This window comes from Lactobacillus sp. (assembly GCF_051873315.1).
GTDB lineage: Bacteria > Bacillota > Bacilli > Lactobacillales > Lactobacillaceae > Lactobacillus.
Map to the genome: position 1 here is coordinate 18,335 of NZ_JBJEES010000035.1, position 23,141 is coordinate 41,475.

The 23,141-nt window shown below is 50.3% G+C and carries 29 protein-coding genes; 23 read left to right on the forward strand and 6 right to left on the reverse strand.

What is annotated here, in order from left to right:
- Positions 1 to 43: 43 nt before the first annotated feature.
- The 5 genes from ACI32D_RS01695 to ACI32D_RS01715 all read left to right on the forward strand — a co-directional run bounded on the left by ACI32D_RS01695 (position 44) and on the right by ACI32D_RS01715 (position 3,691).
- On the forward strand, positions 44 to 421 hold the full coding sequence (locus tag ACI32D_RS01695) for a hypothetical protein (RefSeq protein ID WP_296227260.1): 378 nt from the start codon (positions 44 to 46) through the stop codon (positions 419 to 421).
- A 14-nt stretch (positions 422 to 435) separates the two neighbouring features.
- A complete protein-coding gene (locus ACI32D_RS01700) occupies positions 436 to 1,980 on the forward strand; it encodes an ABC-F family ATP-binding cassette domain-containing protein (RefSeq protein ID WP_439774931.1) in 1,545 nt (514 codons plus the stop codon).
- Between the two features lie 53 nt (positions 1,981 to 2,033).
- Positions 2,034 to 2,789, forward strand: coding sequence for a threonine/serine exporter family protein (locus ACI32D_RS01705; protein ID WP_439774965.1), 756 nt, complete (start codon positions 2,034 to 2,036; stop codon positions 2,787 to 2,789).
- A 2-nt stretch (positions 2,790 to 2,791) separates the two neighbouring features.
- The gene (locus ACI32D_RS01710; protein ID WP_439774932.1) at positions 2,792 to 3,283 is read left to right on the forward strand and encodes a threonine/serine exporter family protein; all 492 of its coding nucleotides are present in this window, start codon (positions 2,792 to 2,794) and stop codon (positions 3,281 to 3,283) included.
- Between the two features lie 276 nt (positions 3,284 to 3,559).
- On the forward strand, positions 3,560 to 3,691 hold the full coding sequence (locus ACI32D_RS01715; protein ID WP_439774933.1) for a prevent-host-death family antitoxin: 132 nt from the start codon (positions 3,560 to 3,562) through the stop codon (positions 3,689 to 3,691).
- Positions 3,692 to 3,746: 55 nt separating this feature from the next.
- Here the strand turns inward: ACI32D_RS01715 and ACI32D_RS01720 are convergent, their stop codons facing one another.
- Both ACI32D_RS01720 and ACI32D_RS01725 read right to left on the reverse strand, forming a co-directional pair.
- A complete protein-coding gene (locus tag ACI32D_RS01720; RefSeq protein WP_439774934.1) occupies positions 3,747 to 4,181 on the reverse strand; it encodes a hypothetical protein in 435 nt (144 codons plus the stop codon).
- A 117-nt stretch (positions 4,182 to 4,298) separates the two neighbouring features.
- Entirely contained in the window at positions 4,299 to 4,736 is a 438-nt protein-coding gene (locus ACI32D_RS01725) for a cupin domain-containing protein (protein WP_439774935.1), read from the reverse strand.
- 177 nt (positions 4,737 to 4,913) lie between these two features.
- Between ACI32D_RS01725 and ACI32D_RS01730 the strand changes: the two genes are divergently transcribed.
- The 4 genes from ACI32D_RS01730 (at position 4,914) to ACI32D_RS01745 (ending at position 7,070) form a co-directional block, all read left to right on the forward strand.
- The gene (locus tag ACI32D_RS01730; RefSeq protein WP_439774936.1) at positions 4,914 to 5,411 is read left to right on the forward strand and encodes a hypothetical protein; all 498 of its coding nucleotides are present in this window, start codon (positions 4,914 to 4,916) and stop codon (positions 5,409 to 5,411) included.
- Positions 5,412 to 5,413: 2 nt separating this feature from the next.
- Complete coding sequence (locus tag ACI32D_RS01735; RefSeq protein WP_439774937.1) at positions 5,414 to 5,608, forward strand: helix-turn-helix transcriptional regulator; 195 nt, start codon at positions 5,414 to 5,416, stop codon at positions 5,606 to 5,608.
- A gap of 317 nt (positions 5,609 to 5,925) precedes the next feature.
- On the forward strand, positions 5,926 to 6,441 hold the full coding sequence (locus tag ACI32D_RS01740; protein WP_439774938.1) for a hypothetical protein: 516 nt from the start codon (positions 5,926 to 5,928) through the stop codon (positions 6,439 to 6,441).
- 2 nt (positions 6,442 to 6,443) lie between these two features.
- A complete protein-coding gene (locus ACI32D_RS01745) occupies positions 6,444 to 7,070 on the forward strand; it encodes an LVIS_2131 family protein (protein ID WP_439774939.1) in 627 nt (208 codons plus the stop codon).
- A 64-nt stretch (positions 7,071 to 7,134) separates the two neighbouring features.
- Here ACI32D_RS01745 and ACI32D_RS01750 read toward each other — a convergent pair whose 3' ends face one another.
- Positions 7,135 to 8,673 (reverse strand): O-antigen ligase family protein, encoded by a 1,539-nt coding sequence (locus tag ACI32D_RS01750; RefSeq protein WP_439774940.1) that lies wholly within the window; start codon positions 8,671 to 8,673, stop codon positions 7,135 to 7,137.
- Between the two features lie 65 nt (positions 8,674 to 8,738).
- Positions 8,739 to 9,074: a hypothetical protein gene (locus ACI32D_RS01755; protein ID WP_439774941.1), complete on the reverse strand. Its 336-nt coding sequence runs from the start codon at positions 9,072 to 9,074 to the stop codon at positions 8,739 to 8,741.
- A 90-nt stretch (positions 9,075 to 9,164) separates the two neighbouring features.
- Here ACI32D_RS01755 and ACI32D_RS01760 point away from each other — a divergent pair, with 90 nt between their 5' ends.
- From ACI32D_RS01760 to ACI32D_RS01785, 6 genes are all read left to right on the forward strand, one after another.
- Positions 9,165 to 9,707, forward strand: coding sequence for a guanylate kinase (locus tag ACI32D_RS01760; protein ID WP_439774942.1), 543 nt, complete (start codon positions 9,165 to 9,167; stop codon positions 9,705 to 9,707).
- A gap of 107 nt (positions 9,708 to 9,814) precedes the next feature.
- On the forward strand, positions 9,815 to 10,300 hold the full coding sequence (locus ACI32D_RS01765; RefSeq protein ID WP_439774943.1) for a C40 family peptidase: 486 nt from the start codon (positions 9,815 to 9,817) through the stop codon (positions 10,298 to 10,300).
- A 282-nt stretch (positions 10,301 to 10,582) separates the two neighbouring features.
- Positions 10,583 to 11,629, forward strand: a complete 1,047-nt coding sequence (locus ACI32D_RS01770; RefSeq protein ID WP_439774944.1) for a 2-hydroxyacid dehydrogenase — start codon at positions 10,583 to 10,585, stop codon at positions 11,627 to 11,629.
- A gap of 169 nt (positions 11,630 to 11,798) precedes the next feature.
- Complete coding sequence (locus ACI32D_RS01775) at positions 11,799 to 12,272, forward strand: C40 family peptidase (protein ID WP_439774945.1); 474 nt, start codon at positions 11,799 to 11,801, stop codon at positions 12,270 to 12,272.
- Between the two features lie 188 nt (positions 12,273 to 12,460).
- Entirely contained in the window at positions 12,461 to 13,243 is a 783-nt protein-coding gene (locus ACI32D_RS01780; protein ID WP_439774946.1) for a C40 family peptidase, read from the forward strand.
- Positions 13,244 to 13,395: 152 nt separating this feature from the next.
- Complete coding sequence (locus tag ACI32D_RS01785) at positions 13,396 to 14,109, forward strand: C40 family peptidase (protein ID WP_439774947.1); 714 nt, start codon at positions 13,396 to 13,398, stop codon at positions 14,107 to 14,109.
- Positions 14,110 to 14,524: 415 nt separating this feature from the next.
- Here ACI32D_RS01785 and ACI32D_RS01790 read toward each other — a convergent pair whose 3' ends face one another.
- Entirely contained in the window at positions 14,525 to 14,728 is a 204-nt protein-coding gene (locus ACI32D_RS01790) for a hypothetical protein (protein WP_439774948.1), read from the reverse strand.
- A 450-nt stretch (positions 14,729 to 15,178) separates the two neighbouring features.
- Between ACI32D_RS01790 and ACI32D_RS01795 the strand changes: the two genes are divergently transcribed.
- The gene (locus ACI32D_RS01795; protein WP_439774949.1) at positions 15,179 to 15,937 is read left to right on the forward strand and encodes a C40 family peptidase; all 759 of its coding nucleotides are present in this window, start codon (positions 15,179 to 15,181) and stop codon (positions 15,935 to 15,937) included.
- Positions 15,938 to 15,982: 45 nt separating this feature from the next.
- The gene (locus tag ACI32D_RS01800; RefSeq protein WP_439774950.1) at positions 15,983 to 16,774 is read left to right on the forward strand and encodes a C40 family peptidase; all 792 of its coding nucleotides are present in this window, start codon (positions 15,983 to 15,985) and stop codon (positions 16,772 to 16,774) included.
- Positions 16,775 to 16,822: 48 nt separating this feature from the next.
- Here the strand turns inward: ACI32D_RS01800 and hflX are convergent, their stop codons facing one another.
- Positions 16,823 to 18,103 (reverse strand): GTPase HflX, encoded by a 1,281-nt coding sequence (hflX, locus tag ACI32D_RS01805; RefSeq protein ID WP_439774951.1) that lies wholly within the window; start codon positions 18,101 to 18,103, stop codon positions 16,823 to 16,825.
- Between the two features lie 329 nt (positions 18,104 to 18,432).
- Between hflX and ACI32D_RS01810 the strand changes: the two genes are divergently transcribed.
- From ACI32D_RS01810 to pssD, 6 genes are all read left to right on the forward strand, one after another.
- Positions 18,433 to 19,473 carry an LCP family protein gene (locus tag ACI32D_RS01810; RefSeq protein WP_439774952.1) on the forward strand — a complete coding sequence of 347 codons (1,041 nt, stop codon included), beginning with the start codon at positions 18,433 to 18,435 and terminating at the stop codon, positions 19,471 to 19,473.
- Positions 19,473 to 20,360, forward strand: coding sequence for a YveK family protein (locus tag ACI32D_RS01815; protein ID WP_439774953.1), 888 nt, complete (start codon positions 19,473 to 19,475; stop codon positions 20,358 to 20,360). The genes ACI32D_RS01810 and ACI32D_RS01815 overlap by 1 nt, the downstream gene beginning before the upstream one ends.
- Positions 20,361 to 20,369: 9 nt before the next feature.
- Positions 20,370 to 21,149, forward strand: coding sequence for a CpsD/CapB family tyrosine-protein kinase (locus ACI32D_RS01820; protein WP_439774954.1), 780 nt, complete (start codon positions 20,370 to 20,372; stop codon positions 21,147 to 21,149).
- A 3-nt stretch (positions 21,150 to 21,152) separates the two neighbouring features.
- Positions 21,153 to 21,929, forward strand: coding sequence for a tyrosine-protein phosphatase (locus ACI32D_RS01825; protein ID WP_439774955.1), 777 nt, complete (start codon positions 21,153 to 21,155; stop codon positions 21,927 to 21,929).
- A 30-nt stretch (positions 21,930 to 21,959) separates the two neighbouring features.
- On the forward strand, positions 21,960 to 22,628 hold the full coding sequence (locus ACI32D_RS01830) for a sugar transferase (protein WP_439774956.1): 669 nt from the start codon (positions 21,960 to 21,962) through the stop codon (positions 22,626 to 22,628).
- A gap of 63 nt (positions 22,629 to 22,691) precedes the next feature.
- Entirely contained in the window at positions 22,692 to 23,141 is a 450-nt protein-coding gene (gene pssD / locus ACI32D_RS01835) for a PssD/Cps14F family polysaccharide biosynthesis glycosyltransferase (protein WP_439774966.1), read from the forward strand.

The window sequence follows — 23,141 nt, forward strand, 5'->3', positions numbered from 1 at the left end:
GCAAAATACGTTAAGATAGTTGATAGAATTAGGAGGGATTTTCGTGAAAAAACGCTACTATCCATACATCTATGGCGGAATCGCCGGCGTAATGACTTTCATCGCCATGTTCTACATCTGCCGGCACTCTTTCGCCTTGACCAATACCCAGTCCCTGGTCTGGGGCATCATCGGCGCCATCCTGGTCTTCGTGAGCTCGTCTTACACCGAATACGCCATTGCCGAAATCCAGCGGATCTCTGACAAGTACCACCTGGATGAGGAATTCCTCTCCGGCTTGACCAAGCTCAGTCCCAGCTACTTCCGGGTGGCTGACGACCACCTGCACTTGACCGCTCCGCGCTATCTTTGGCCGCGGATCCTCAAGACCTTGCAGAAGTACGACCGTGAGCGCAAGCAGGCGGAAGACTTCCACCTGTAAGAAAGGAAAAAATTTTGAGTTTACTGACCGTCAGCGGCTTGACCCAGGGCTTTGCGGAAAAGACCCTCTATGAAGACGCCAATTTTGTTTTAAACAAGGAAGACCACATGGGGGTCACCGGCCAAAATGGGGTCGGCAAGTCCACCTTGATCAAAATCCTGACCGGGGAAATCCTCCCCGATGAAGGGAGCGTCAAGTGGCAAAACAAGCTCTCCGTCGGCTACCTGGACCAGTACGCCAAACTGACGCCCGGCCTGACCATGCGGGACTTTTTAAAAACTGCCTTTGACCAGCTCTACCAAGATGAAGCCCGGTTGAACCAGCTCTACATCGACTACAGCGAAAGCGGCGATGAGGCCCTGTTGACCAAAGCAGGCCGTTTGCAGACCTACCTGGAAGAAAACAACTTCTACGACCTGGACACTGAAATCGACCGGGTGGCCAGTGGCTTGGGCCTGGCCGAACTGGGCTTTGACCGGGACGTCTCCAAGCTTTCCGGGGGCCAGCGGTCCAAGCTGATCCTGGCCAAGCTCCTCTTAGAGCAGCCCCAGGTCTTGGTCCTGGACGAACCAACCAACTACTTAGACGTCGGCCACATCGACTGGCTGGTCGACTACCTGAATGATTTTACCGGTGCTTTTATCGTCGTCAGCCACGACTATGACTTTTTGGGCCGGATCACCAACTGTATTATCGACATCGACTTCGGGACCATTACCCGCTATACCGGGACCTTAAAGCAGGCAATGCGGCAAAAGGAAGCCAACCGGCAGACCTACCTGAAGGCCTATGCCAACCAGCAGCGGCAGATTGCCAAGACTGAAGCCTATATCAGAAAAAACAAGGCCGGCACCCGGGCCAAAAGCGCCCGGTCCCGGCAAAAGCAGCTGGACAGGATGGAAATTTTGACGCCTCCGCAAAACGGCAAGAAGGCTAAATTTGACTTCCCATACGTTGAAACAGCCTCCAACTTGCTTTTGCAAACGCAGGACCTGGTGATCGGCTATGACCAGGCTTTGGTTAAGGAAGCCTTCAACTTCTCCGTAGGCAATGGGGAAAAGGTGGCCATCACCGGTTTTAACGGGATCGGCAAGACCACTTTGCTTAAGACCCTCTTGGGGCAGATTCCGCCTATCTACGGGGGCTTTGACCTGTCGGCCACGGCTAAGCTGGCCTACTTTAAGCAGGATTTGACTTGGCCCAACCAGAATATGACTCCTCTGCAGTACTTAGAGAGTGAATTTGACCAGAAGAAGCCCAAGGAACTCCGCCAGGCTTTAGCCCGGATGGGGCTGACGGCCCAGTTGGTCATGAGTCCTTTGAAGGAACTGTCCGGGGGCGAGCAGGAAAAGGTGAAGCTGGCTAAGATGCAGTTTGAGCCGGCCAACCTGCTTTTCCTTGACGAACCGACCAACCACCTGGACAATGAAACTAAGGACAGCCTGAGAAAGGCCATCGTCAACTTCCCAGGCGGGGTCATTGTCGTCAGTCACGAACGGGACTTCTTCAGAGGTGACTGGGTCGACAAGGTCGTCGATATTGAAGCCATGAATAATTGATTTAGCTGCCTTTAGGCAGGCTCGCGGTGAAAAAAATGAGCACAGACGCGTACATGAAAAGAGTCGTTCATACTTGTTTGAAGGCTGGCCGCCTCATGCTGGCCGGCGGTAGCGAAATGTACCGGGTGGAGGACACCATGCGCAGGATCGCCATCAACGCCGGCATCAAGGAGGTCAACGTTTTTGCCATGCCAACCGGGATCTTCGTCAGCCTGGATGATGGGGAATGCAGCACGGTGACGGAACTGGAATCGGTCAAGAAGCGGGCCATCAACCTGGAACTGGTTGACCGGGTCAATGAGTTCTCCCGGGAATTTGCCGACAAGCGGATTGACCTGGCGCAGCTGGAAGAAAAGCTGCGGGAAGTCGAGGAGCAGACCCCGACTTTCCCTTTATGGCTGCAGGTCATTGGGGCCGGGATCTTGAGTGCCACCTTGATGGTCCTCTTTTTGGATGTCTATGACTGGGCCGATTTCCCGGTTGCCGGCCTGATCGGGGCCAGCGGCTATTTAATGGACTCCTGGCTTAAACGTCACACCAAGGTCCGCTTTTTGGCTGAACTGATCGCGGCCATGGAGATGGGCCTGCTCACTATTATCATCAGCCGGATTTTCCCGGCCTGCAACGTGAACAATATTTTGATCGGGGCCTTGATGACTCTGGTGCCAGGGCTGGCCTTGACCAACGCCTTGAGAGACCTCTTCATGGGCGACTGGGTGTCAGGGATCGTGCGCATGTGTGAGGCGGCGATGACGGCGATTGCCCTGGGCGGCGGCGTCGGGATCATGATTAGATTTTTAGGAGCATAGTCATGCTGGGGATGCAGGTTAGTTTCAACATCTGGGACGTCTTGATCAACTTGGTCTTTTCATACATTGCCACGGTCGGCTTTGCCTTGACGGTGAATATCCCCCACCGGGTGATTCACTGGAGCGGGATCTGCGGCTGCGCGGGCTGGATGGTCTACTGGCTGGTGACGGAGGCGTCAGGTGGCCGGATGATTTCCAACACCCTGGGCGCTTTTGCCGTGGGCTTGGTCGCTGTTGTTTTGGCCAAGTGGAAAAAGTGTCCCGTCACCCTGTTCAGTGTACCGGGTCTGGTGCCGCTGGTGCCGGGAGCGCCGGCTTATATGGTGGTCAGGCGGCTCATTGACGGCAAGTATATCGCTGCCCAGCAGATGATGATGCGGGTGGCTATCGTGACGGTGTCGATCGCTTTGGGCTTCTTGCTATCGACCCTGTTTCAAGAAGCCTGGAACAAGTACATCAAGCGGCTCAAGCTGCGGGAGAAGCTGGGCAAGTAGCTTTACAAGGATTGGGAAAGAGCGTATAATCGAATATCGACGAGTCGAGGAAAACGCAAAGGTGCGTATTTTTGAGATAGAGGGCATCAGGCCTTTGGCCAGACGCGGGAAGCGTCGATGCTGACACACCCTTGATGTGAACGAGAAGGAGTCACATTTGCCGTTTGGCAAGTGCCTTGAGTAAGAAAGCCGCTGGAAGCTTAATTGCTTCTGGCGGCTTTTTTGTTGGCTTTGGGTAAAAAATGAAGTAGGATAACAGCAGGGGAGGGATGCCTTATGGATTCAGAAAAAGGGCAAAAGGAATCCCTGGACTACGCGATTGCCAGGGACAAGTTGATCCGGCAGGGACTTTTGCCGGAGGACCCAATAGTTAAAGCAGATGATGCTTACTGGGAACAATTTAAATAGATAAGCAGATGAAAAATGGAGCAGGGATGACCTTACTCCATTTTGTTATTTGCTGTCATTTCACGCTGTAACTGTTTTCCTCTTGTCCAATCGAATCAGAAACGGTAACTTTCCAGCCCATCCCGTTCCGGCGAACCGTGACTTCCTTGTAATAAGGGAGATTGGCATCGCCCTTGTCTATCTTCTTGCCGGATTTGGCGAAGAGGGCCTGGTTCTTTTTAACCGTCCGCTTGGTTGAGAAACTGCTGACGTAGGTGGTCCCCATGCCGAAATGGCTGTCAGCCTTGACCTGGTTCAGATAGTAGATGTCGCTGTAGCCATGCTGGGGCAGGGTCTTGTTCAGAACTTCAGTTACCACGCCTTCTTGGGTCGACTTGTAGATCTCGTTGGCCGTAAACAATACGGAGAAGAGGGCAAAGAGCCAGATTGGCGAGGTTAGAATCAGTGTGATGATCTTGTGCTCATGGTAGAGCTGCTTGATTGCCTTCATTTTTTCTTCCTCCTGATAAAAAAAGACAAACATCTTCTCCTTCCGATTATAATCCCTTATCAAAAAAATCAGCATATTCCAGCAAAAAAGCACGTGAAAGATTCACGTGCTTAAAAATTATTCGTTAGACCCTTCCAGTGGCCCTTCTTGGGCGATCGCGTCGGCCTTGGTCGATTCGGTCGTGCCATGCGCGTGCTTTACCGGAGCGTACAAGCTGAAGCACTTCATCGGCTCGTCACCGGCATTGGTGACATTGTGCCAAGTGTTGTCTGGAATGAAGACAGCTTCACCAGCGTGAACAATCTTGTCCACGGTCAAGTTGTCTTTCTCCTTGCCCAGCTGCACCCGGCCAGTCCCACTGACCAGATAGATGAACTGGTCGTTGTCGTGGTGGATCTCCAGCCCGATGTCGCCGCCACCAGCAGGGATGCACATCAAGGTTACCTGGAAGTGGTCCCCCGTCCACAAAGTTTCACGATACTTCTCATTCTCTAAGGCCGCCTGCTTTAAGTCCAAAGCACATGGATCCGGTCCGTAGTCCTTGAAATCAAACATGACAATCACCTTTCTATAGATAAAAATGTAATCGCTATCATTTGCTGACGACTTAAGTGTAACACTTTTCTCCACTTTGTTCAAAAAATAATGTCAAATATAGTTGACATTTTAGCTAAGATAGTTGATACTCAATGTAAAGTATATTTGACATCGGGACTTATGAAAGGAAAAATCATGACACTCTTCTTAATCTGTGCTTTGACTATCTGTTTAGCTGTCTACTTTGCCATTAAAGACCAGCAGAATCGCCAGCGGCTGGACGAACGCCAGCTTCTGCTCCGGGGGCGGGGCTACAAATACGCCTTCTGGACAGTGCTCGTCGCCAACATCCTTTACAGCCTGGCCTGCATCAATTTTGACCGGCCCCTGGCCACGCCTTTTGCATCCAGCCTGGCGACCATCATGCTGGGCGGCACGGTTCTGACTTGCTACTGCATCTTCCAGGATGCCTTCCCAGTTAAGGGCCGCTTGAGCCTGGCGGTTGCCTGGACCCTTATCTTCCTTTCCCAGCTCATGATCCAGATTGACGATCTGATGAGCGGCAGAATCGTCTACTTTAAGAATGGGGCGGCAACTGACGCGGCAGTTGGTCCGATGATCTTAGCTGCCTACCTGGCAATCGTGGGCAGTCTCTTGATCAAGGCCGTGATCGACCGCCGGGAGGAGGATTAGCCGTGAAAAATCTGCGCCTTAAAGCGGCCCGGGCAGAAAAAGACCTCTCCCAGCAGCAACTTGCCGATATCGTCGGGGTCTCCCGGCAGACCATAAGTGCTATTGAGAAAGGCAACTACAATCCGACCGTCAACCTTTGCATAGCTATCTGCCAGGCTCTTGGCAAAACCTTGAACGATCTCTTCTGGCCAGAATAAGCCCTTAATAATTCAAGTATAGTTAGATTTTTTTTCGCGTTAATCGCACATGATAAAGGATTAATGCGGGCAGATATGGTAAAATAGCAGAGTAATAGAGAACTTGCCGCGCGGCAGGCTCTATTTCCCGGAGCGGCGGTGTTTTCCCCATGTTTTCGCCGCCCCGGAGGTTATAAATCAGTCGAGTGCTGGTGACAACCTACATTTCCTATTAATCCTAATGAGAACCGGCCCCCTGGCCGGCTCTTTTTTCGCTTGCACCCGGGGACTTTTTTAGTTAATGTAGATACAGACATAAATGGACGGTGAGAGAAAAAATGCAGATCAACCTGAAAGACTTAACTAAAGCAATCGAAGAACAGACCTACCTGTCTGACATGGAGACCATCAAGTATTCCGAAGTCTCCCGGAGCAAAAAGAAGCTCAGAGAACACGCCTTGACCATGGTCCAGGAAGTGGCCACGGCCTTGAAGAAGGACCGCTTGATGCAGGTCCAGCTGGTTTTGGAAGGGAAGAACCCCATCACTTTTGCCCTGGAAACCAACATCATCAACCTGCCTTTGGCCAACTACAAGAAGCTGATCAACTTCTTTGACGAAGAAGAAGCCCAGCCGGTCAAGGTTTACTTTGAAACGGCCAGCGAATACCTGAACGCTTCCCACTTCCGGATCGACCTCTTCATGGATGGCGACGAATTAGTCGCTGACCTTGAAGGAGCAGCCGACCGCCTGGCTGACGCCATGAGTGAAAAGATCAAGCAGGTCAAGGAAGGCGAAGCAGCCGCCAAGGAAGCGGCCAAAGAAGCCAAGGCCGAGACTAAGAAAGAGGCATAATTATGTGGAGCTGGAACGTACTGGGGGTGGCCCTCTGGGTGGGAGCCATCGTTTACCTGGTCTTTATCGTGCAAAATATCCGGCGCCGGCGGCTGAAGATGATTATCCAGCGCCAGCACAAGTTTGAATGGGGCAACTCCCTGATCAGCCTGCTGGAAGTCGTCAGCTTCTGCCTTCTGGCCGGCTGGCTCTTGGCCATCAGCCTTTTTGACGACCCGAACTTGACGGATACTTCCCGGATTACTTCATCCGTGACCTACCAGCCCCTGGTCCTGCAGCCTAGCGCCAGCCAGAGCTACTATGTCAAGGTCAAGTCCACCAAGAACCGGGATTTGAACCAGCAGTACATTTTTTACGTTAAGGGCAAAAAGTACACCGTACCCAGCCACCTGGCGACGGTATCTTATAGCAAGGATCCAATCAATGTAACGGCCTCGGCTCTGCCTTTCAGCACTAAGGAGCTGAAGAAGGAAGATTCCCGCTACCAGCAGGCCTACGTGGCCATCTATACGGCCAAGTACAAGAACACCGCGGTTAACGGCCTGGGCCTGCACGCTGGCCGCCAGGCCAAGCGCTTCTACCTGATCCGGGTGCCGGACAGTTCCTTTATTGACAAGGAAAACAAGTAAGAATTGAAAACAAAGCAAAAATCGCCTTCTAAGTTAGAAGACGATTTTTTATTTTGGTTTGCTATTACTTTTTCTCAAATCTGACTATCCGGAGTCCTGTGCTTCGGCCTTTTTCTTCCTTGATATAGGACAAAATTCCGCCATCGAGGAAGGCCAAAAGCAGGTTAGAGGTCGGGAAGTCCAAGACATTGCCGGACATGTAGCTGGCCCCCAATAAAAGGGCGCTGGCGAGCAAGAGGCTGCTTAAATAGAAGGTCCGGCAGGCTTTTTCCTTCAGCCAGGCAAAGGCCCCGTAAAGAATGATGGCTGGATAGGCGATTAGGTAAAGAAAGGCGCCGATGATCCCTAAGGAGTAGTACTGGGCCGTAAAGTCCCGCTCCAGGTTGAAGATGTTGGTCTGCCGCATATAACCGATCCCCAGCCACTTGTCCAAAGGATCGTTGTCGTACTTGACCACCTGCTTAAGCATGGCTTCTTCGACCTTGCGGTTGGCTAAACGGACGCTGGCCGGCTCTTTAAGCAAGTCGATCCAGAACTGCGGGTCGTACTTATATGGGTAGGACTTAGTGATGAAGCGTTTGTTTAAGGCGTACTTCTGGTAATATTTGGCCAAAAAGTCCTGCTCAAACTCCTTCAGCTTGTCCGGGTCATTCTTGTACTTGGCCAGGCCCGCCTTTAAGATCGCGTTTTCCTTGTCGATCTGGGAGTCATGGCTGTTTGCCCAGTAGATCTCGTACTTGTAGCGCTGGACAGCCGGGGAGACCTGCCAGCAGACCCCGGTGATCCCGGCTAAGGCCAAGAGGGTGACCAGACCGCCTTTTGAAAACTTGACGTTTTTTAAGAAAAGCAGGTGGATTAGCCAGGCGATCAAGCTGACGGTCAGGGTCCCGGCTAAGCCGTAGAGGGCGACTTTCGTGCCGACTTCCAGCATGGCCAAAGTCTGGCTGAGAGCCAAAAGGCCACTCTTCCAGGAGAAGCGCTCAAGCAGCAGGTAGAAGACGACCGGAGCCAGCATCAAGAGGATGGCGCTCAAGGTGTTGGTAAAGTAGAAGAAACCCTTGGAGGCGCTGTGGGAGTAGCCGTAAAGCGGCCCCATGAACCAGGTGAAGATGTTGCCGGAGATCACCCCGGTTTCGTAGGACTTCAGGGAAATCACGAAGAGGTTACTCAAGACAATAGTGCCGGTGAAGAGGCCACTGACCCAGGCGAAGGCTTTTAACAAGAAGTCCTGGCTGATTTCCAGATTCTTGGTCACCCAGATCAAGGCCAGGGGCAGGAGCATTCTGAAGAGGTAAAAAATCTCCCCGAAATTCGAGTAGCCGTAGTCGTTCGGGCTGAGGCTCTTAAAGTTCTGCATGTGCCAGAGGTGGAAGATCCCATAGAGGACCAGAATAGCCAGGTAGGCCCAGAGCCAGGCCGGGGGCAATTTCTTTTGCCCCCAGACAAGGAGGCCAACCAGGACGACTACTCCGGCGATCCGGATGATGGTCGGGATGGTGAAGGGCAGGATGGTCGCCAATTTCCCCCGGTAGAAGAAGTCCAAATCCAGGAAAGGCTGGAGGATGATGAACCAGTAGAGCAGGCTTTTAGTTTTTTCTTTCATTTATAGTCAACTCGCTTTCCCTACTATCTTAACAAAAAACTCCGCGGGATAACCGCGGAGTTCTCTTACTTGCTCTTCTTGGCCGGAGCCTTCTTTTCCTTTTTGTCCTTATCTTTGTCGTCAGCCTTCATGGTCGGGGCCACCTTTTCGATGGTAATGTTGTTGGTGGAGAGGGCCTTGGCCTTCTTGGCTGACCGGGCCGGCTTCATGTTCTTGAAGTTGACGACCAGCTTGTAGTTGAGGTCGCTGACGGCAGTAGCGTCAACGTCGTCAAAGGAAGTGATGGCCAGGAGGGCGGAGTTTTCATAGATCTTTTCCACCGTGCCTTGGAACTGCTTCTTCAGTTCTTCTTCTGACTTGGCGTTAACGACGGCACCTAATTCAACATCGGCTTTCTTCATGGCAATCTCCTTAATTCTCAAACGGTTAAAATTTCAACTAGGCTATGATATAGTATAGAGCGAAAAAATTCAAGTTAGGAGACTCTCTTTTTGGCTAAAAAAATTATCTTGATCGCCGGTCCCAGCGGGGCTGGCAAGACAACCATATCTGAATACCTGGCTGACCGCTACCAGATCCCCCGGGTGATTACCCACACCACCCGGCCAAGGCGGCCTGGGGAAAGCGAGTCAGCTTACTACTTTGAAGACGATGCCTCTTTTGCCAAGCTGCACTTTTTTGAACATGTCAAATACGGGGACTACCAGTACGGGTCCAGTAAAGAAGGGCTGGAAAGAGCCTGGGCAAAAAGCGACCTGGTCAGCTTGATCGTGGACATCGAGGGGGCCAGGTCCTACATAAAGGCCTTAGGTGACCAGGTTTACTTCCTTTATGTGACCTGCAGCCTGGATACTTTGGCCAAAAGAATGGCTGACAGAGGCGATTCAAGTGACCAGATCAAGAAGCGCCTGGCCGGCAGCGAACTAAACGAATTACCGGCAGACCTGGAAAATCGCGCCCATGTCCTGGTCAACGACGACCTGGAAGCGACCTATGCCAGCTTGGCTGCCTTGGTCAAAAAAATGCAAGATTAAGCTTTTTCTCATAAACTGTAAAAAAGGCGTGACCTTTTTGAAACAGAATTGAAATATTTCTCCTGTAAGATGTTAAACATCAAGTTAAGAAAAGGAAGTAAATCATTTTGAAGTTCAAGAAGTCATTAGCCAAAGTTTTAGCAGCCGTATCCCTGGCCTTCGCCGGTTTCGCTGTAGTCAACACTGTAAATACTCAAAACAGCACTGTGCAAGCTGCTTCTAAGACCACTAAGCGCAACAAGGTCGTATCCCTGGCCAAGAAGGAAGTCGGCAAGAGCTACGTTTACGGGGCAACCGGTCCTAACTCCTTTGACTGCTCCGGCTTGACTAGTTACGTTTACAGCCACGCTATTGGCAAGTACATCACCCGGACCACCTACACCCAGGTTCGCCAAGGCAAGACGGTTGCCGTTTCAACTGCCAGCCTGCAAAAGGGCGACCTGCTCTTCTGGGGTTCCAAGAGCTCCCCATACCACGTAGGTATCTACATCGGCAACGGCCAATACGTTCACGCCGCTACTCCAAGCCAGGGCGTGCGTAAGCAATACTTGAGCTCCTACTTCTGGCCATCAACTGCCAAGCGGATCATCTAATTAGCAAACTTCAAAATGACCAAATCAGCGTCCTTGAGGCACCCGCCTCAGGGGCGCTTTTCTTTGCCTTTTTTCTGCTAGATTAAAAAGAAAAGTTGGACTTTTAAGGGAAGAATTTACGGAAAGCAAAGTCTGTCAGCCCTTACCTGCCTTAAGGAGGCGGGAGAAAATTAAATAGTTAAGAAGTTAAGCTAAGGGCTTGTAAATGAGAAAGGAATTAAATAAAATAGGGGCAATTATTGAAACAAGTAAAGTGAAGTCCTAGAAAAGAAGGTATTCAAGATGAGAATTGCATGTTACGGCGTTAGGCCGCTTGAAAGAAGCTATTTTGAAAAACTGAACAAGTACGACTACGACTTGAAGCTCATTCCTGAATACTTGAACCGGGAAAACGTCACGCAAGCTGCTGACTGCGACGCTGTTCTGGTCCGGGGCAACTGCCTCTGTGACCGGACCAACCTGCAGCAGTTCAAGGACTACGGGATCTCCTGGGTCTTTACCCGGTCAGTCGGCGTGGACCACTTTGATTTGGAAGCTGCTAAAGACCTGGGGATCTCCGTTGCCCGCGTGCCAAACTATTCCCCATACGCTGTAGCCAACCTGGCCTTTACCCTGGGCTTGACTTTGTCAAGACACGTTGGTGAAGCTGCCCATCATGTCCATGAACAGGACTTTGGGATGCACCCGGACTACTTCGCTACGGAATTCAACCGTTTGAAGGTTGGCATCTACGGGGCCGGCAAGATCGGGGCGGTAGAAGGCAAGATGTGGCAGGCTCTGGGCGCTGAAGTTTACGCCTATGACCCATTCCCATCTGACTTTGCCAAGCAATACTGCACTTTTGTAAGTGAAGACGAATTACTGGCAACTTGTGACATCGTTTCTGTTCACGTGCCATACTTCCCAGGCAAGAACGACAAGCTGATGAACGCTGAATTCATCGCTAAGATGAAGGAAGGAGCAGTTCTGGTCAACACGGCCCGGGGCGAACTGGCTGATGAAGCCGCTATTGCCGCTGCTGTCTCCAGCAACCACCTGTCTGGCTACGGCGCTGACGTGGTTTCCAATGAAAAGAAGATCATGGGCCACAACTTCGCCTCTGAAAGCGACGTGCCGGACTCAGAAGTTCAGTCCTTGATGGACCTTTACCCGCGGGTGCTTTTGACTCCGCACATGGGCTCTTTTACTGAACCAGCCCTGGAAGACATGATCTCTTTGTCCTTTAACAATTTCCACAACATGGCCACTGAGGGGGCAGTTGATGCCCGCAATGAAGTCGTGGCCGCGCCTGAAAGCTCTTCAGCTGCTTCTGAGAAGCTGCGGGCTTAATAAATTAAGGTTCTGGCTCTTTGCCAGGGCCTTTTTTTACGGAAAAATTGCCGGATGTTAAAAAACTGCAAAGGCTTATTAAAGAAACTGCAAACGGTCTGTAAATTTCCTGTAACACTCATCGGCTATGATATAAGCATCGAGAAAAGAGAAAGAGAGTTACAACGTAATGAAGCAGTTTAAGCAGATCTTAGCAAAATTAACCTTAGCCCTGGCCCTGGTTGTTCCTGTCGCAATCCAGGCAAACAGCCACCAAGCCCAGGCAGCCAGTGTGACGACCAAGCGGAACAAGGTTGTCTCCTTGGCCAAGAAGCAAGTTGGCAAGCGCTACGTATACGGCGCTACCGGCCCTTACAGCTTTGACTGCTCAGGCTTGACCCAGTACGTTTTCAAGAAGGCGATCAAGAAGTCCATTTCCCGGACCACTTACACCCAGGTAAAGAAGGGCAAGACCGTTAAGGTTTCAACTGCCAAGCTGAAGAAGGGCGACCTGCTCTTCTGGGGCTCCAAGTCATCTCCATACCACGTTGGGATTTACGTGGGCGGCGGCCAGTACGTGCACGCGGCTACTCCAAGCCAAGGGGTCCGCAAGCAGTACCTGAGCTCCTACTTCTGGCCATCAACCGCCAAGCGGGTCATCTAAATTACCATTACCTGCTAAAATTACGATAACAACGATAAAAAAGAAGGTCAGCGAGGCAAAAATCGCTGGCCTTTTTAAAATGGGCTTAATTTTAACAGTCTAGTATTCTTTTTGTAACATTCTTGTAACATTGGTAACCTATTATAGATCTTGCGTAAAAAATCAGAATAGAAAAGGATATCAAAGTTTTGAAGTTCAAGAGTTTATTAGTCAAAGTTTTACTGGCCCTGGCCCTGGTTGCTCCTGCAGCAGCTACTGCCCAAGCTCCGGCAGCCCAGGCAGCTACTGTTAAGGCTGTCAACAAGCAAGTAGTGATCAACTACGTGGCCGGCTACAGCGTTAAGGCCTGGAAGAATTACAAGGTCAAGACCGGCGCGGCCAATGATACTGGCATCAGCTTCAAGCACGGGACCACTTTGACGGTAATCGGCGAAGTCAAGTACAAGAAGCAAACCTGGTACAAGATCGCTGACAACGAATGGGTTCTGGCTTCTTACACTTTGAGTCCTGAAGCTTGGGCCAAGAAGGCAGCCGCAGCTAAGAAGGCCGCTGCCAAGGCAGCTAAGAAGGCTGCGGCGGCTAAGAAGCTGTCCAAGAGCAAGAAGGCTAAGGAAAACAAGGTTGTTGCCTTGGCCAAGGCGCAAGTAGGCAAGCCTTACGTTTGGGGCGCAACTGGTCCTTACAGCTTTGACTGCTCAGGCTTGACCAGCTATGTTTACAGCCACGCTCTGGGCAAGTACATTACCCGGACCACTTACACGCAAGTGCACCAAGGCAAGACGGTTGCTGTTTCTACTGCAACTTTGAAGAAGGGGGACCTGCTTTTCTGGGGTTCCAAGTCTTCCCCATACCACGTCGGGATTTACGTGGGCGGCGGCAAGTTTGTTCACGCGGCTACTCCAAGCCAGGGCGTGATCAAGCAGAGCCTGAGCTACTACTTCTGGCCATCAACCGCCAAGCGCTTGATTTAATCGAGAAATATCCTTTATATGGGACGCCAGCTGGCGTCCTTTTTCTTTTGCCTGGCGATTAAAAAACAACTGTATTTTTTCTGTAACCTTTCTGTAACACAACTTGCTTAAACTAGAAAAAGCGAATTCAATTTAGGAGCGGAAAAAGAAAGATGAAACGGAAATTCAGTTTAGTGCTTTTGTTATTGGCAGCTTGGCTGGGCGGGGCGCAGCCGGCTTACGCGGCAAGTGACAGCCAGGACAGCAATATTACGATCGTGAAGAAGACCATGGTTGCTTACAATAAGGGCAACAAGGTCAACACTTGGAATACTTACGGGACCGGCAAGAAGAATGTTGGCCAGGTTAAGTCCGGCTACAAGTTTACGGCCACGGGTCAAGCCCAGTACAAGGGGCGGACCTGGTACCGGATCAAGAGCAACAAGTGGATTCTGGGCACCAACACGGTGTCTACTAGCAAGTACGCTTCAATCAAGGCAGCCGCGGCTAAGACGGCTAAGCAAAAGAAGGTAGTTGCATTGGCAAACGCGCAAGTCGGCAAGGCTTACGTCTGGGGGGCAACTGGCCCTTACAGTTTTGACTGCTCAGGCTTGACTATGTACGTGTACAAGAAGGCAACTGGCTTGTCATTGCCGCACTACTCAGTCAGCCAGCTCTACTACGGCAAGGCGGTATCAACCAAGAAGTTGGCTAAGGGTGACTTGCTCTTCTTTGGTTCCAAGTCAGCTCCAAGCCACGTCGGGATTTACGTGGGCGGGGGCAAGTTCGTCCACGCCTCCAGCCCGACGGTTGGGGTGATCAAGTCCAAGGTAAGCACGAACCGCTCCAGTGCTTTCTACCCATCCAGCGCGCGGAGAGTAATTTAAGCCGTGTTCTTATCTTGCTATTTTCCTTCAGTCTAAGTAGAATGAACTTGAGCCGGTGACGGCCAATTTTAAAATTATTTAAATCTTTTGATTAGTCGTCGTTACGACGGCTTTTTTGATTGCCAGCAACTTTGCTTGCATTTTTCCACTAAACTGCGTAAAATAGGCAATAGAAAAAGGACGAGTGCGGGAACACCCATCCTTTCGTTGATTGAGCCGGTGACGGCCAATTTAAAAGTTTACACGTTTGAATTAGCCGTCGTTACGACGGTTTTTTGTTTGCCGGCAACTTTGCTTGCATTTTTCCGCTAAACTGCGTAAAATAGGCAATAGAAAAAGGACGAGTGCGGGAACACCCATCCTTTCATTGATCGAGCCGGTGACGGCCAATTTTCAATTTAGTTAAATTAAGAAATTAGTCGTCGTTACGACGGCTTTTTTGATTCTTACGCTTCTTGTTCTTCCGGCGCTTCTTCCGGTGAAACTTTCCACGCAGTCCTCGTAGGCTATCAATAAACTTGCAAGCTTTCGCTGACGCAAAAGCACCGGCTTCAAATAGACAGCCAAGGCCTAACAGAAACACGGTAAGCTCGTTTACGATTTCGATCGCATAAACCATTACCGGTGGCTCCTTTCCGTAATGATAGGAAGGAGCCGATGAAAAGATCAAGGGCATCACTCCCTCCGTAGAGGCCGCCACCGTTATGCTCAATCGGAAATATTATAGCACGTGTGTTTGGCAAAAGGCTAGTATTAACTAGCAACTTTGCTTGCTATTTTCTCTCAAACTGCGTAGAATGAACTTGTGCTGGAACACCCAAAATTGAGCCGGTGACGGCCGATTTTAAAATTTTTGGTTTTTATTTAGCCGTCATTACGACGGCTTTTTTGTTCCACTAGGACAAGCTACAGCGATTATTCAACACTTGCATATTTCCAGCGGGGAGGGCGACAGCGCCTTCCCCGTTTTTGTAATCATTTTGTAATCATCAGGGGGCTTGCGGGCCAGGGGGGCAAGCGCTTATTATTAATATTAGGTATAAATTTTGCTTCCGCTGGAGGAAAAAATATGGGTAATGCAAGATGGATTAAATTCATGGGCGCGGCGGCGCTCTTTTTCGGGGGACTGGGCCTAGGCGGCCAGCCAGCTAACGCGCAAGTTAAGGGTCACCTTTCCAAGGTCCAGGTAGTCAAGAAGGCTCCGGTTTGGACCAACTACAAGAAGGGCAAGAAGACCCACAAGTACCTTAAGAAGGGTACGGTCAAGCAGGTCAAGGCCTCAGCTACTGACAAGAAGCACAAGGTCTGGCTGAAGGTTGGAAATAAAAAGTGGATTGCCAGCAAGTACACGGTTGTCTTGACGACGACCAAGCAGACTGCATCCAAGACTCCTTCCAACCCGGTCTTAAACACCAATCAATTGACGCAAGCTGCTTCTTCTCAGGCACCCGTTGGTTCATCTTGGCGGCAGAATGCCGTGGTAGCCTTAGCCAAGGCGCAAGTCGGCAAGGCTTATGTCTGGGGTGCGACTGGCCCGACCAGCTTTGACTGCTCCGGCTTAGTCCAATGGGTCTACAAGACCGCGATCGGGCAGACCGTTTCCCGGACTACTTATACCCAGGTTAATGAAGGCGTGGCTGTGCCGGTATCAACGGCCAGCCTGCAGCCAGGCGACCTCCTCTTCTGGGGGGATGTGGCAGCGCCATATCACGTTGCAATTTACGTGGGCAATGGTCAATATGTTTCCGCCGCTGATGAGCAGCAAGGGGTCATCTTGGCAACCATCAGCAGTTACTTCTGGCCGTCAACGGCCCGGCGGATTCTCTAGTTTCCGTGTTAAAATAGAGTTAGCGGTGTAAGGGAGGAAATGAGCATGAAGAAGTCTAATATGATCAAATTTTCTGCTGCAGCGCTGACTTTCTTAGGGATCTCAGCGACAGGGGTCAAGCCGGTCAAGCAGCCGGCCCAGGCCGCCAGCAAGCGGATCAAAGTTATCAGCAAGCAATACGTCACCGTCTGGACCAACTACCAGAAGGGACGGCATGTTGCGACTCATTTAAAGAAGGGCAGCAGCCACTTTGTCTACCAGACGGCAACTGACTCCATGGGCAATCTGTGGTACCGGATTGGCAAGAAGGAATGGGTCATGGCCAAGTACTTTAACCAGGTCAAGTCTGCCAAGAAGGCCGTGAAGGCAAAGAAGGTCAAGAAGACCAAGGCCAAAACCAAGAAAAAGACGGTCAAGAAGGCCCGCAGTGCTGCCAGTCTGGCAGCTTCTTGGTCTGCTCCGATGGGGTCTAAGGCCCGGGCTAAGGCAGTCGTAACCTTAGCCAAGCAGCAGGTCGGCAAGGCCTATGTCAAGGGTTCCAAGGGCCCAAATGCCTTTGACAATGCCAGTTTGGTTGCTTACGTCTACAAGCAGGCAGCTGGCGTCAACACAGGTTCCAGCACCAAGAGCCAGGTCAAGAAGGGGATCGCGGTAGATCCAAGTTCTGGCTTTGCGGAAGGGGACCTGCTCTTTTGGGGTTCCAAGAACAAACCATACAATGTAGCTATTTACGTGGGGGACGGGAAGTATGTTACCGCTGCTGGAGACCAGCAAGGGGTCGTACAAGCCAGCCTGTCCACCTACTTCTGGCCTAGTCGGGCAAGAAGAGTCCTCTAGCAATAGGAAAGCCAGGCTCTAGAGATAGAGTCTGGCTTTTTATGCGGTCTAGATTTGGTAAGCGGAAAAACGGGCCCGGTCTTGGGGTGACAGGCGGGCGGAAACTTCGATTCCGTCAGCTTGGTAGTCTTCCTTTAAGACCCGGGAGTGCTGGTGCAGGTAGGCTAGGTCTTTACCAGCTGTCAGTGGCAGGCGGAGGTCAGTGATCTGGTAATTGCTGAAGAGGCGGGTCGTGATCAATTTGGCCAGGGCCTGGATTGAGGCTGGGTTAACCGCGCTGTAAAGAAGGTCGCCCCCTTCAATCTGCGGGTAGTTCCGGTCTGTCAGGTCAGCCTTGTTGTAGGCGGTGATCATTGGCAGGTCCTTGACCCCGATTTCGTCTAAGACTTCTAGGGTAGTCTTGATCATCTGGTTCATGTTCGGGTCAGCGGCGTCAACGACATTGATCAAGAGATCAGCGTCTTTGGCTTCCTGCAGGGTCGCTTTGAAGGAGTCGACCAGCTTGTGAGGGAGCTTGGAGACGAAGCCGACTGTGTCGGACAAGATAAAGGAGAAGCCGTCCAGGTCGATCCGGCGCACCGACGTGTCCAGGGTCGCAAAGAGCATGTCCTTGGCCATGACCTGCTTGTCTTCATTGCCAGCCCCGAAGGCCTTGAGCAGGCCATTCATGGTGGTGGACTTGCCGGCGTTGGTGTAGCCGACCAGGGCAACCTTAGGCAGGTGGCTTTGGTTGCGGCGGGCGGCCTTGATTTCCTCCTGGCCCGAGATTTCCTTTAATTCATGCTTGATAGCGGAGATCTGCTTGCCGATGGTTCTCCGGTTCATTTCCAGTTTGGATTCCCCGGCCCCGCGGTTGGCGAAGCCCCCGCCGGTGGAACCGCCGCTGCCGCGTTGCTGGTCGAGGCTGTTCTCAGAAGGGTGGAGGCGGGGCAGTTCATACTGCAGGCGCGCCAATTGGACCTGCAGCTTGGCTTGTTTGGTTCGGGCCCGGGAAGAGAAAATTTCCAAGATTAGTTCGGTCCGGTCGATGACGCGGAGTTTGGTCATGTGTTCCAGGTTGCGGATCTGGACTGGGGTCAGTTCATCGTTGACGATGAGGACGGAGGCCCCGAGTCCCTGGGCCAGGTCTTTGATTTCCGCCACCTTGCCCTTGCCCAGGTAGCTGGAGGCGACGATGTTTTCCGCCTTCTGCTGGCTAGAGCCAACGACGGTGAAATTATTGGCCTCTGCTAAATTGGCCAGTTCGGTCATGGAGTAGTCAAAGTTGGGATCGTCAAGGTTGACTCCGGCCAAATAGGCCTTGACTGTATGATTTTGATTGTCGATCATCTATAGCTTCCTTTCTATATTGCAAGACTTAGAATTTGTCCATCTATTTACTATCTATTGTAAAGAAGCTGACAAGAAAAATCGCTGAATTTGCCTAAATTTAGGCAGAGACTGATCAACAAGATAAATGTTAAGAAAATTTGATTCATGGAAATAGATTGGAAACGGTTTAGACCTTTTTTGTGAACGAGATGTGATGTATAATAGGACAATATCATGGATTGTGCTTGGTTTAGTAGCGAAGCTTATCCTACAAGAATAATTAATTTCTTGAAAAGATAGAGATAAAAAATGGGTATGGAATGTAAGGAGAGTAAGAAAAGAGTATTATGACGGAACCTGATCAACAGCATGTTCATCATCATCATCACCACCATCACCGCCGCCGCAAGCGCCATATCGGCCGCTGGATCGCGGGGATTGTTGGAGTGCTGCTACTTGCAATATTATTAGTAGCTGGTTATGCTTATAAGAATGCCAGGGATGCAGCGACGACGATGTACACGCCGGTCTCGAAGAACACCAAGTCAAACAAGAACCGGTCTAGCTTAGACAAGATCTTGGATGCCAAGAAGCCAGTCAACCTCTTAATTCTGGGGACTGACACCGGGGCTGAAGGCCGGAGCGTGAAGAAATATCACGGTTTGACTGACTTGATGATGTTTATTACGGTCAACCCAAGCAAGAAACAGACGCGGGTAACCACTATTGCCCGGGACTCTAAGGTCAACCTGCCGGACTACCCGGAGGTTTCACCGATCAAGCTGAACAGTGCCTACTCTTTGGGCGGGGTCAGCGAGTCAATCAAGACCTTGGACAAGTACTACAGCGTGCCAATTGATGGTTATGTCCTGGTCAACTGGGAAAGCACCATGAAGATCATTACCAAGATGGGCGGGGTGGATGTCATCTCCCCATTGACCTTTGACAATATGGGCTACTCCTTTAAGAAGGGGCAAGCATACCACATCTCCGGCAAGAAGGCTTTGGCTTTCGTTCAGCTCCGCCACGGTGACCCGCGGCAAGACTACGGCCGCCAGGAGCGTGAGCGTCTGGTGATGATGGCTGCGATTAAGAAGAGCGTGTCCTACAAGACTATCTTGAACAGCTCATTCATGCAGTCATTGGGTGACAGCCTGCAGACCGACTTGAGTCTGAACGATATGATCAAGTTGGCCATGAATTACCAAGGCGCGACTGACAATGTTAAGTCAGACTACGCTCAAGGGACGAGCAGCAGCGTCAACAATCAAAGATTTGGCAACATGGAAGTTGAAATCATGTCTACCAAGGAAAGACAGCGGATTTCCAACAACATCCGGCAAACTTTAGGAATTAAGAATGTCAACGTTTATAAGGAGGACAACTAGTGAGCGCTGAACAACAGAATAATGAAGAAGTAACCATTGACCTGCGCAGGCTCTTCATCTTAATCAGAAAGCACATCATCAGCATCTTGATTTGGATGATTGGTCTGGGCTTGATCGCTTATGGGGTTTCAGAATATGTTCTGGTGCCAAAGTACACAGCCAGCACTCAGCTCCTGGTCAACCGTAAGTCAACAGATGCCAACCAGGCTTATGCCAACCAACAAGCTGACGTTAATGCCGTTACCACTTACAAGGACATTATCACTAGTAACGTCATTTTAAAGGGTGCCTCCAAGTACCTGGCCAACCCAGTAACCCTGGTTAAGAAGGCTACTCCAGCCAAGAAGGCCGTCTACAAGACCAATGATGATGGGACTAGAACCCTGGTTAAGAAGGCTGTTAAGGCCAAGCCAGCGGTTTACAAGCGTGAAAGCAAGAGCTACTCAGTTTCAGCCAGTGAATTGTCCAGTGCGGTTTCAGTAACCACTACGACTTCTTCTCAGGTCTTCACCTTGTCAGCCACGGCTGAAACTCCAGCCAAGTCACAGGCAATTGCCAATGCGGTTGCCAAGGAATTCAAAGAACAGATTCCAAAGATCATGGACGTTAACAACGTGACTATCGTTGCGGAAGCTTCTAAGGGGACTAAGTCATACCCAAAGGTAAAGATGATTACTATGGTTGGTGTTTTGGCCGGTTTGGTAATCAGCTTGTTGATCATCATCATCAAGGACTTGTCAGACACGACTGTTCGGGAAGATTCATTTATGACTAACGAACTTGGTTTGACCAACTTGGGTGAGATTTCAAGCATCACGATGCCGAAGGACTGGACCTTTACGGCTAATACGGCTGAAAAGCGCGGCAGTTCCAGAAGACGGGTTTAGGAGGTTAGCATGGCATTCGGTAGAAAGAAGCATTTAGACAACGAAACGATGAAGAACGGGGCCAAGCTGATTACTCTGGCTAACCCGCAAAGTGTCATTTCAGAACAGTTCAGAAACATCCGGACCAACATCAACTTCATGAACGTTGATAAGGAAGTAAAGACGATTGCCTTTACTTCAGCTATGGCTAGCGCCGGCAAGTCAACGGTCAGCGCTAATGTAGCTATTACCATGGCACAAGCTGGCAAGAAGACGATCTTGATCGACGCGGACTTGCGCCGGCCAACCTTGCACTCCACTTTCAATGTATCTAATAGCAACGGCTTGACGACTCTGTTGACTAGCCGGGCAAAGGAAATGGACGCAAACAGTGTGATTCGGGAAAGTGGCGTAGAGAATCTGTCAATTTTGACGGCAGGTCCGATCCCGCCGAACCCTTCAGAACTTCTGTCTTCCAAGCACATGTTGGATTTGATTGAAGACCTGAAGCAAGAATACGACATGGTTGTGCTTGACTTGGCGCCAATTTTGGACGCGGCTGAAACCCAGCAACTGACTAGTTCTTTGGACGGAACGATCTTGGTTGTGCGGCAGGCTAAGTCACAGAAGTCAGCGGTTAAGCGGGCAGTTGAGTTGCTTAAGCTGACTAACTCACCAATCTTGGGTTATGTTATGAACGATGTTGATGCCGATGGGGATGACGGCTATGGATATGGTTATGGATACGGTTACGGCTATGGCTACGGTGAAGAAGAGGAGAAGAAGGGCCTCTTCGGCAGAAAGAAGTAGCTCATGCCGGTAGTTGATTTACACTGTCACATCTTGCCAGGGATCGACGATGGCTCGAAGTCCTGGGAGGTTTCGCTCAATCTCGCTAGAGCCGCGGTTGCTGATGGCGTAACCCACGCCTTGTGTACTCCACACACATTGAATGGCCGCTACACCAACCATAAACAAGATGTGATCAAGTTGACGGAAGAGTTTCAAGACCGGATTGACCAAGCGGGTATTCCGCTGACGGTCTTTCCAGGACAAGAGGTCAGATTGTCAGGTGGCTTAACTGAAGCCCTTGATAATGATGACATCCTCTTTTGCGACGAAGATGGTCACTATATGCTCTTGGAATTGCCAAGCAATGAAGTACCGCACTACACCAAGAATATGGTGTATGAACTAACTAGAAGGGGGATTACGCCAATCATTGTTCATCCAGAGCGGAATAAAGAAATTCTGGCAAATCCGCAGAAGCTGCAGGAATTCTTGGAAATGGGAGTTTTGGTACAGATCACTGCCAGCTCATACACCGGCTTGTTTGGCAAAGAAATTGAAGACTGCAGCCGGGAGTTTATCAAGGCTGGACAATGCGCCTTCTTTGCCAGCGATGCTCATGACTTGCCAAGACGGCAATACCAATTGGGTGAGGCGCTAGACAAGTTGGCGAAAGAATTTGGTGAAGAAAAGAAGCAGAAGTACTTGGACAATGCGCAAGCGGTAATCAATGGCGATCCAGTTTACCTAAATTGGCAGCCATTGCCTAAGAAGCGGAAGAAATTCTTAGGACTGTTTTAAAGTAGAAATTTGGATGAAGGAGAGGAAAAAATGGATATGGGATATAGCAGTAGTCCAGCATATGTTAAGCAGTCCAAAGTCAAGGGCCGTCCTCTCTACCATGGGATCAAGCGTCTCTTTGACTTTCTGGCTTCTGCGGTTGCTTTGATTCTGTTGTCGCCGCTTTTTCTGTGGCTGGCGATCAAGATTCATGGCGAAGACGGCGGACCAGTCTTTTACTCACAGATCCGAATTGGCAAAGATGAGAAACCATTTCGGATTTACAAGTTTCGGTCCATGGTGGTCAATGCTGAGAAGCTGAAGAAGGATCTGTTGGAGCAAAATGAAGTCGAAGGGGCCATGTTTAAGATGCATGACGACCCGCGGATCACTAAGATTGGCAAGTTCATCAGAGCGCACAGCTTGGATGAACTGCCTCAGCTTTGGAATGTGCTGATTGGGAATATGTCACTGGTGGGGCCTCGGCCGCCTCTGCCAAATGAGGTTGACCAGTATACCGACTATGACAAACAGAGATTGCTGGTTAAGCCGGGATGCAGTGGCCTTTGGCAAGCAACTAGCCGGAATGCGGCTGATTTTGCGGATATGGTGCAGCTCGATATTGAGTACATCAACCGGAGTGGCGTCTTCTTTGATCTGTGGATCATTTTTAAGACAATCGGTGTTATCTTCCACCCGAACGGGATATATGAAGAGTAAGAGTTAGCGAGGATTAAAGAACCTCGCTTTTTTATTAGGAAGCAAGCAATGTCTAAAGAAAATATCAAAGTTTGTTTGGTTGGATCAAGTGGCGGTCACTTGACACACTTGTATATGTTAAAGCCGTTTTGGCAAAACAAGGATCGTTTCTGGGTAACTTTTGATAAAGAAGATGCTAGAAGCAAGCTTAAAGGTGAGCAATTCTATCCCTGCTATTATCCTACTAACCGTAATTTAAAGAATTTGATCAAGAATACCTTTCTAGCAATAAAAGTGCTTCGGAAAGAAAGACCTGATCTAATCATTTCCAGTGGTGCTGCAGTTGCGGCGCCGTTCTTCTATATTGGGAAATTAATGGGTGCAAAATTGGTTTACATTGAAGTGTTTGACCGCTATGATAAGCCGACTGTAACAGGGAAACTTGTCTACCCGATTACCGATAAGTTTATTGTTGAATGGGAAGAAATGAAGAAGGTTTACCCTAAAGCGATTAACCTTGGTAGTATTTTCTAG

Bases quoted from the DNA above. Each gene is read 5' to 3' on its own strand.
- ACI32D_RS01830 (WP_439774956.1), top strand. From the start codon at position 21,960: ATGGATATGGGATATAGCAGTAGTCCAGCATATGTTAAGCAGTCCAAA.
- hflX (WP_439774951.1), bottom strand. From the start codon at position 18,103: ATGATCGACAATCAAAATCATACAGTCAAGGCCTATTTGGCCGGAGTC.
- ACI32D_RS01745 (WP_439774939.1), top strand. From the start codon at position 6,444: ATGTGGAGCTGGAACGTACTGGGGGTGGCCCTCTGGGTGGGAGCCATC.
- ACI32D_RS01710 (WP_439774932.1), top strand. From the start codon at position 2,792: ATGCTGGGGATGCAGGTTAGTTTCAACATCTGGGACGTCTTGATCAAC.
- ACI32D_RS01740 (WP_439774938.1), top strand. From the start codon at position 5,926: ATGCAGATCAACCTGAAAGACTTAACTAAAGCAATCGAAGAACAGACC.
- ACI32D_RS01705 (WP_439774965.1), top strand. From the start codon at position 2,034: ATGAAAAGAGTCGTTCATACTTGTTTGAAGGCTGGCCGCCTCATGCTG.
- ACI32D_RS01730 (WP_439774936.1), top strand. From the start codon at position 4,914: ATGACACTCTTCTTAATCTGTGCTTTGACTATCTGTTTAGCTGTCTAC.
- ACI32D_RS01785 (WP_439774947.1), top strand. From the start codon at position 13,396: ATGAAACGGAAATTCAGTTTAGTGCTTTTGTTATTGGCAGCTTGGCTG.
- ACI32D_RS01820 (WP_439774954.1), top strand. From the start codon at position 20,370: ATGGCATTCGGTAGAAAGAAGCATTTAGACAACGAAACGATGAAGAAC.
- ACI32D_RS01715 (WP_439774933.1), top strand. From the start codon at position 3,560: ATGGATTCAGAAAAAGGGCAAAAGGAATCCCTGGACTACGCGATTGCC.
- ACI32D_RS01800 (WP_439774950.1), top strand. From the start codon at position 15,983: ATGAAGAAGTCTAATATGATCAAATTTTCTGCTGCAGCGCTGACTTTC.
- ACI32D_RS01750 (WP_439774940.1), bottom strand. From the start codon at position 8,673: ATGAAAGAAAAAACTAAAAGCCTGCTCTACTGGTTCATCATCCTCCAG.
- ACI32D_RS01725 (WP_439774935.1), bottom strand. From the start codon at position 4,736: ATGTTTGATTTCAAGGACTACGGACCGGATCCATGTGCTTTGGACTTA.
- ACI32D_RS01825 (WP_439774955.1), top strand. From the start codon at position 21,153: ATGCCGGTAGTTGATTTACACTGTCACATCTTGCCAGGGATCGACGAT.
- ACI32D_RS01790 (WP_439774948.1), bottom strand. From the start codon at position 14,728: ATGGTTTATGCGATCGAAATCGTAAACGAGCTTACCGTGTTTCTGTTA.
- ACI32D_RS01720 (WP_439774934.1), bottom strand. From the start codon at position 4,181: ATGAAGGCAATCAAGCAGCTCTACCATGAGCACAAGATCATCACACTG.
- ACI32D_RS01755 (WP_439774941.1), bottom strand. From the start codon at position 9,074: ATGAAGAAAGCCGATGTTGAATTAGGTGCCGTCGTTAACGCCAAGTCA.
- ACI32D_RS01795 (WP_439774949.1), top strand. From the start codon at position 15,179: ATGGGTAATGCAAGATGGATTAAATTCATGGGCGCGGCGGCGCTCTTT.
- ACI32D_RS01775 (WP_439774945.1), top strand. From the start codon at position 11,799: ATGAAGCAGTTTAAGCAGATCTTAGCAAAATTAACCTTAGCCCTGGCC.
- ACI32D_RS01810 (WP_439774952.1), top strand. From the start codon at position 18,433: ATGACGGAACCTGATCAACAGCATGTTCATCATCATCATCACCACCAT.
- ACI32D_RS01770 (WP_439774944.1), top strand. From the start codon at position 10,583: ATGAGAATTGCATGTTACGGCGTTAGGCCGCTTGAAAGAAGCTATTTT.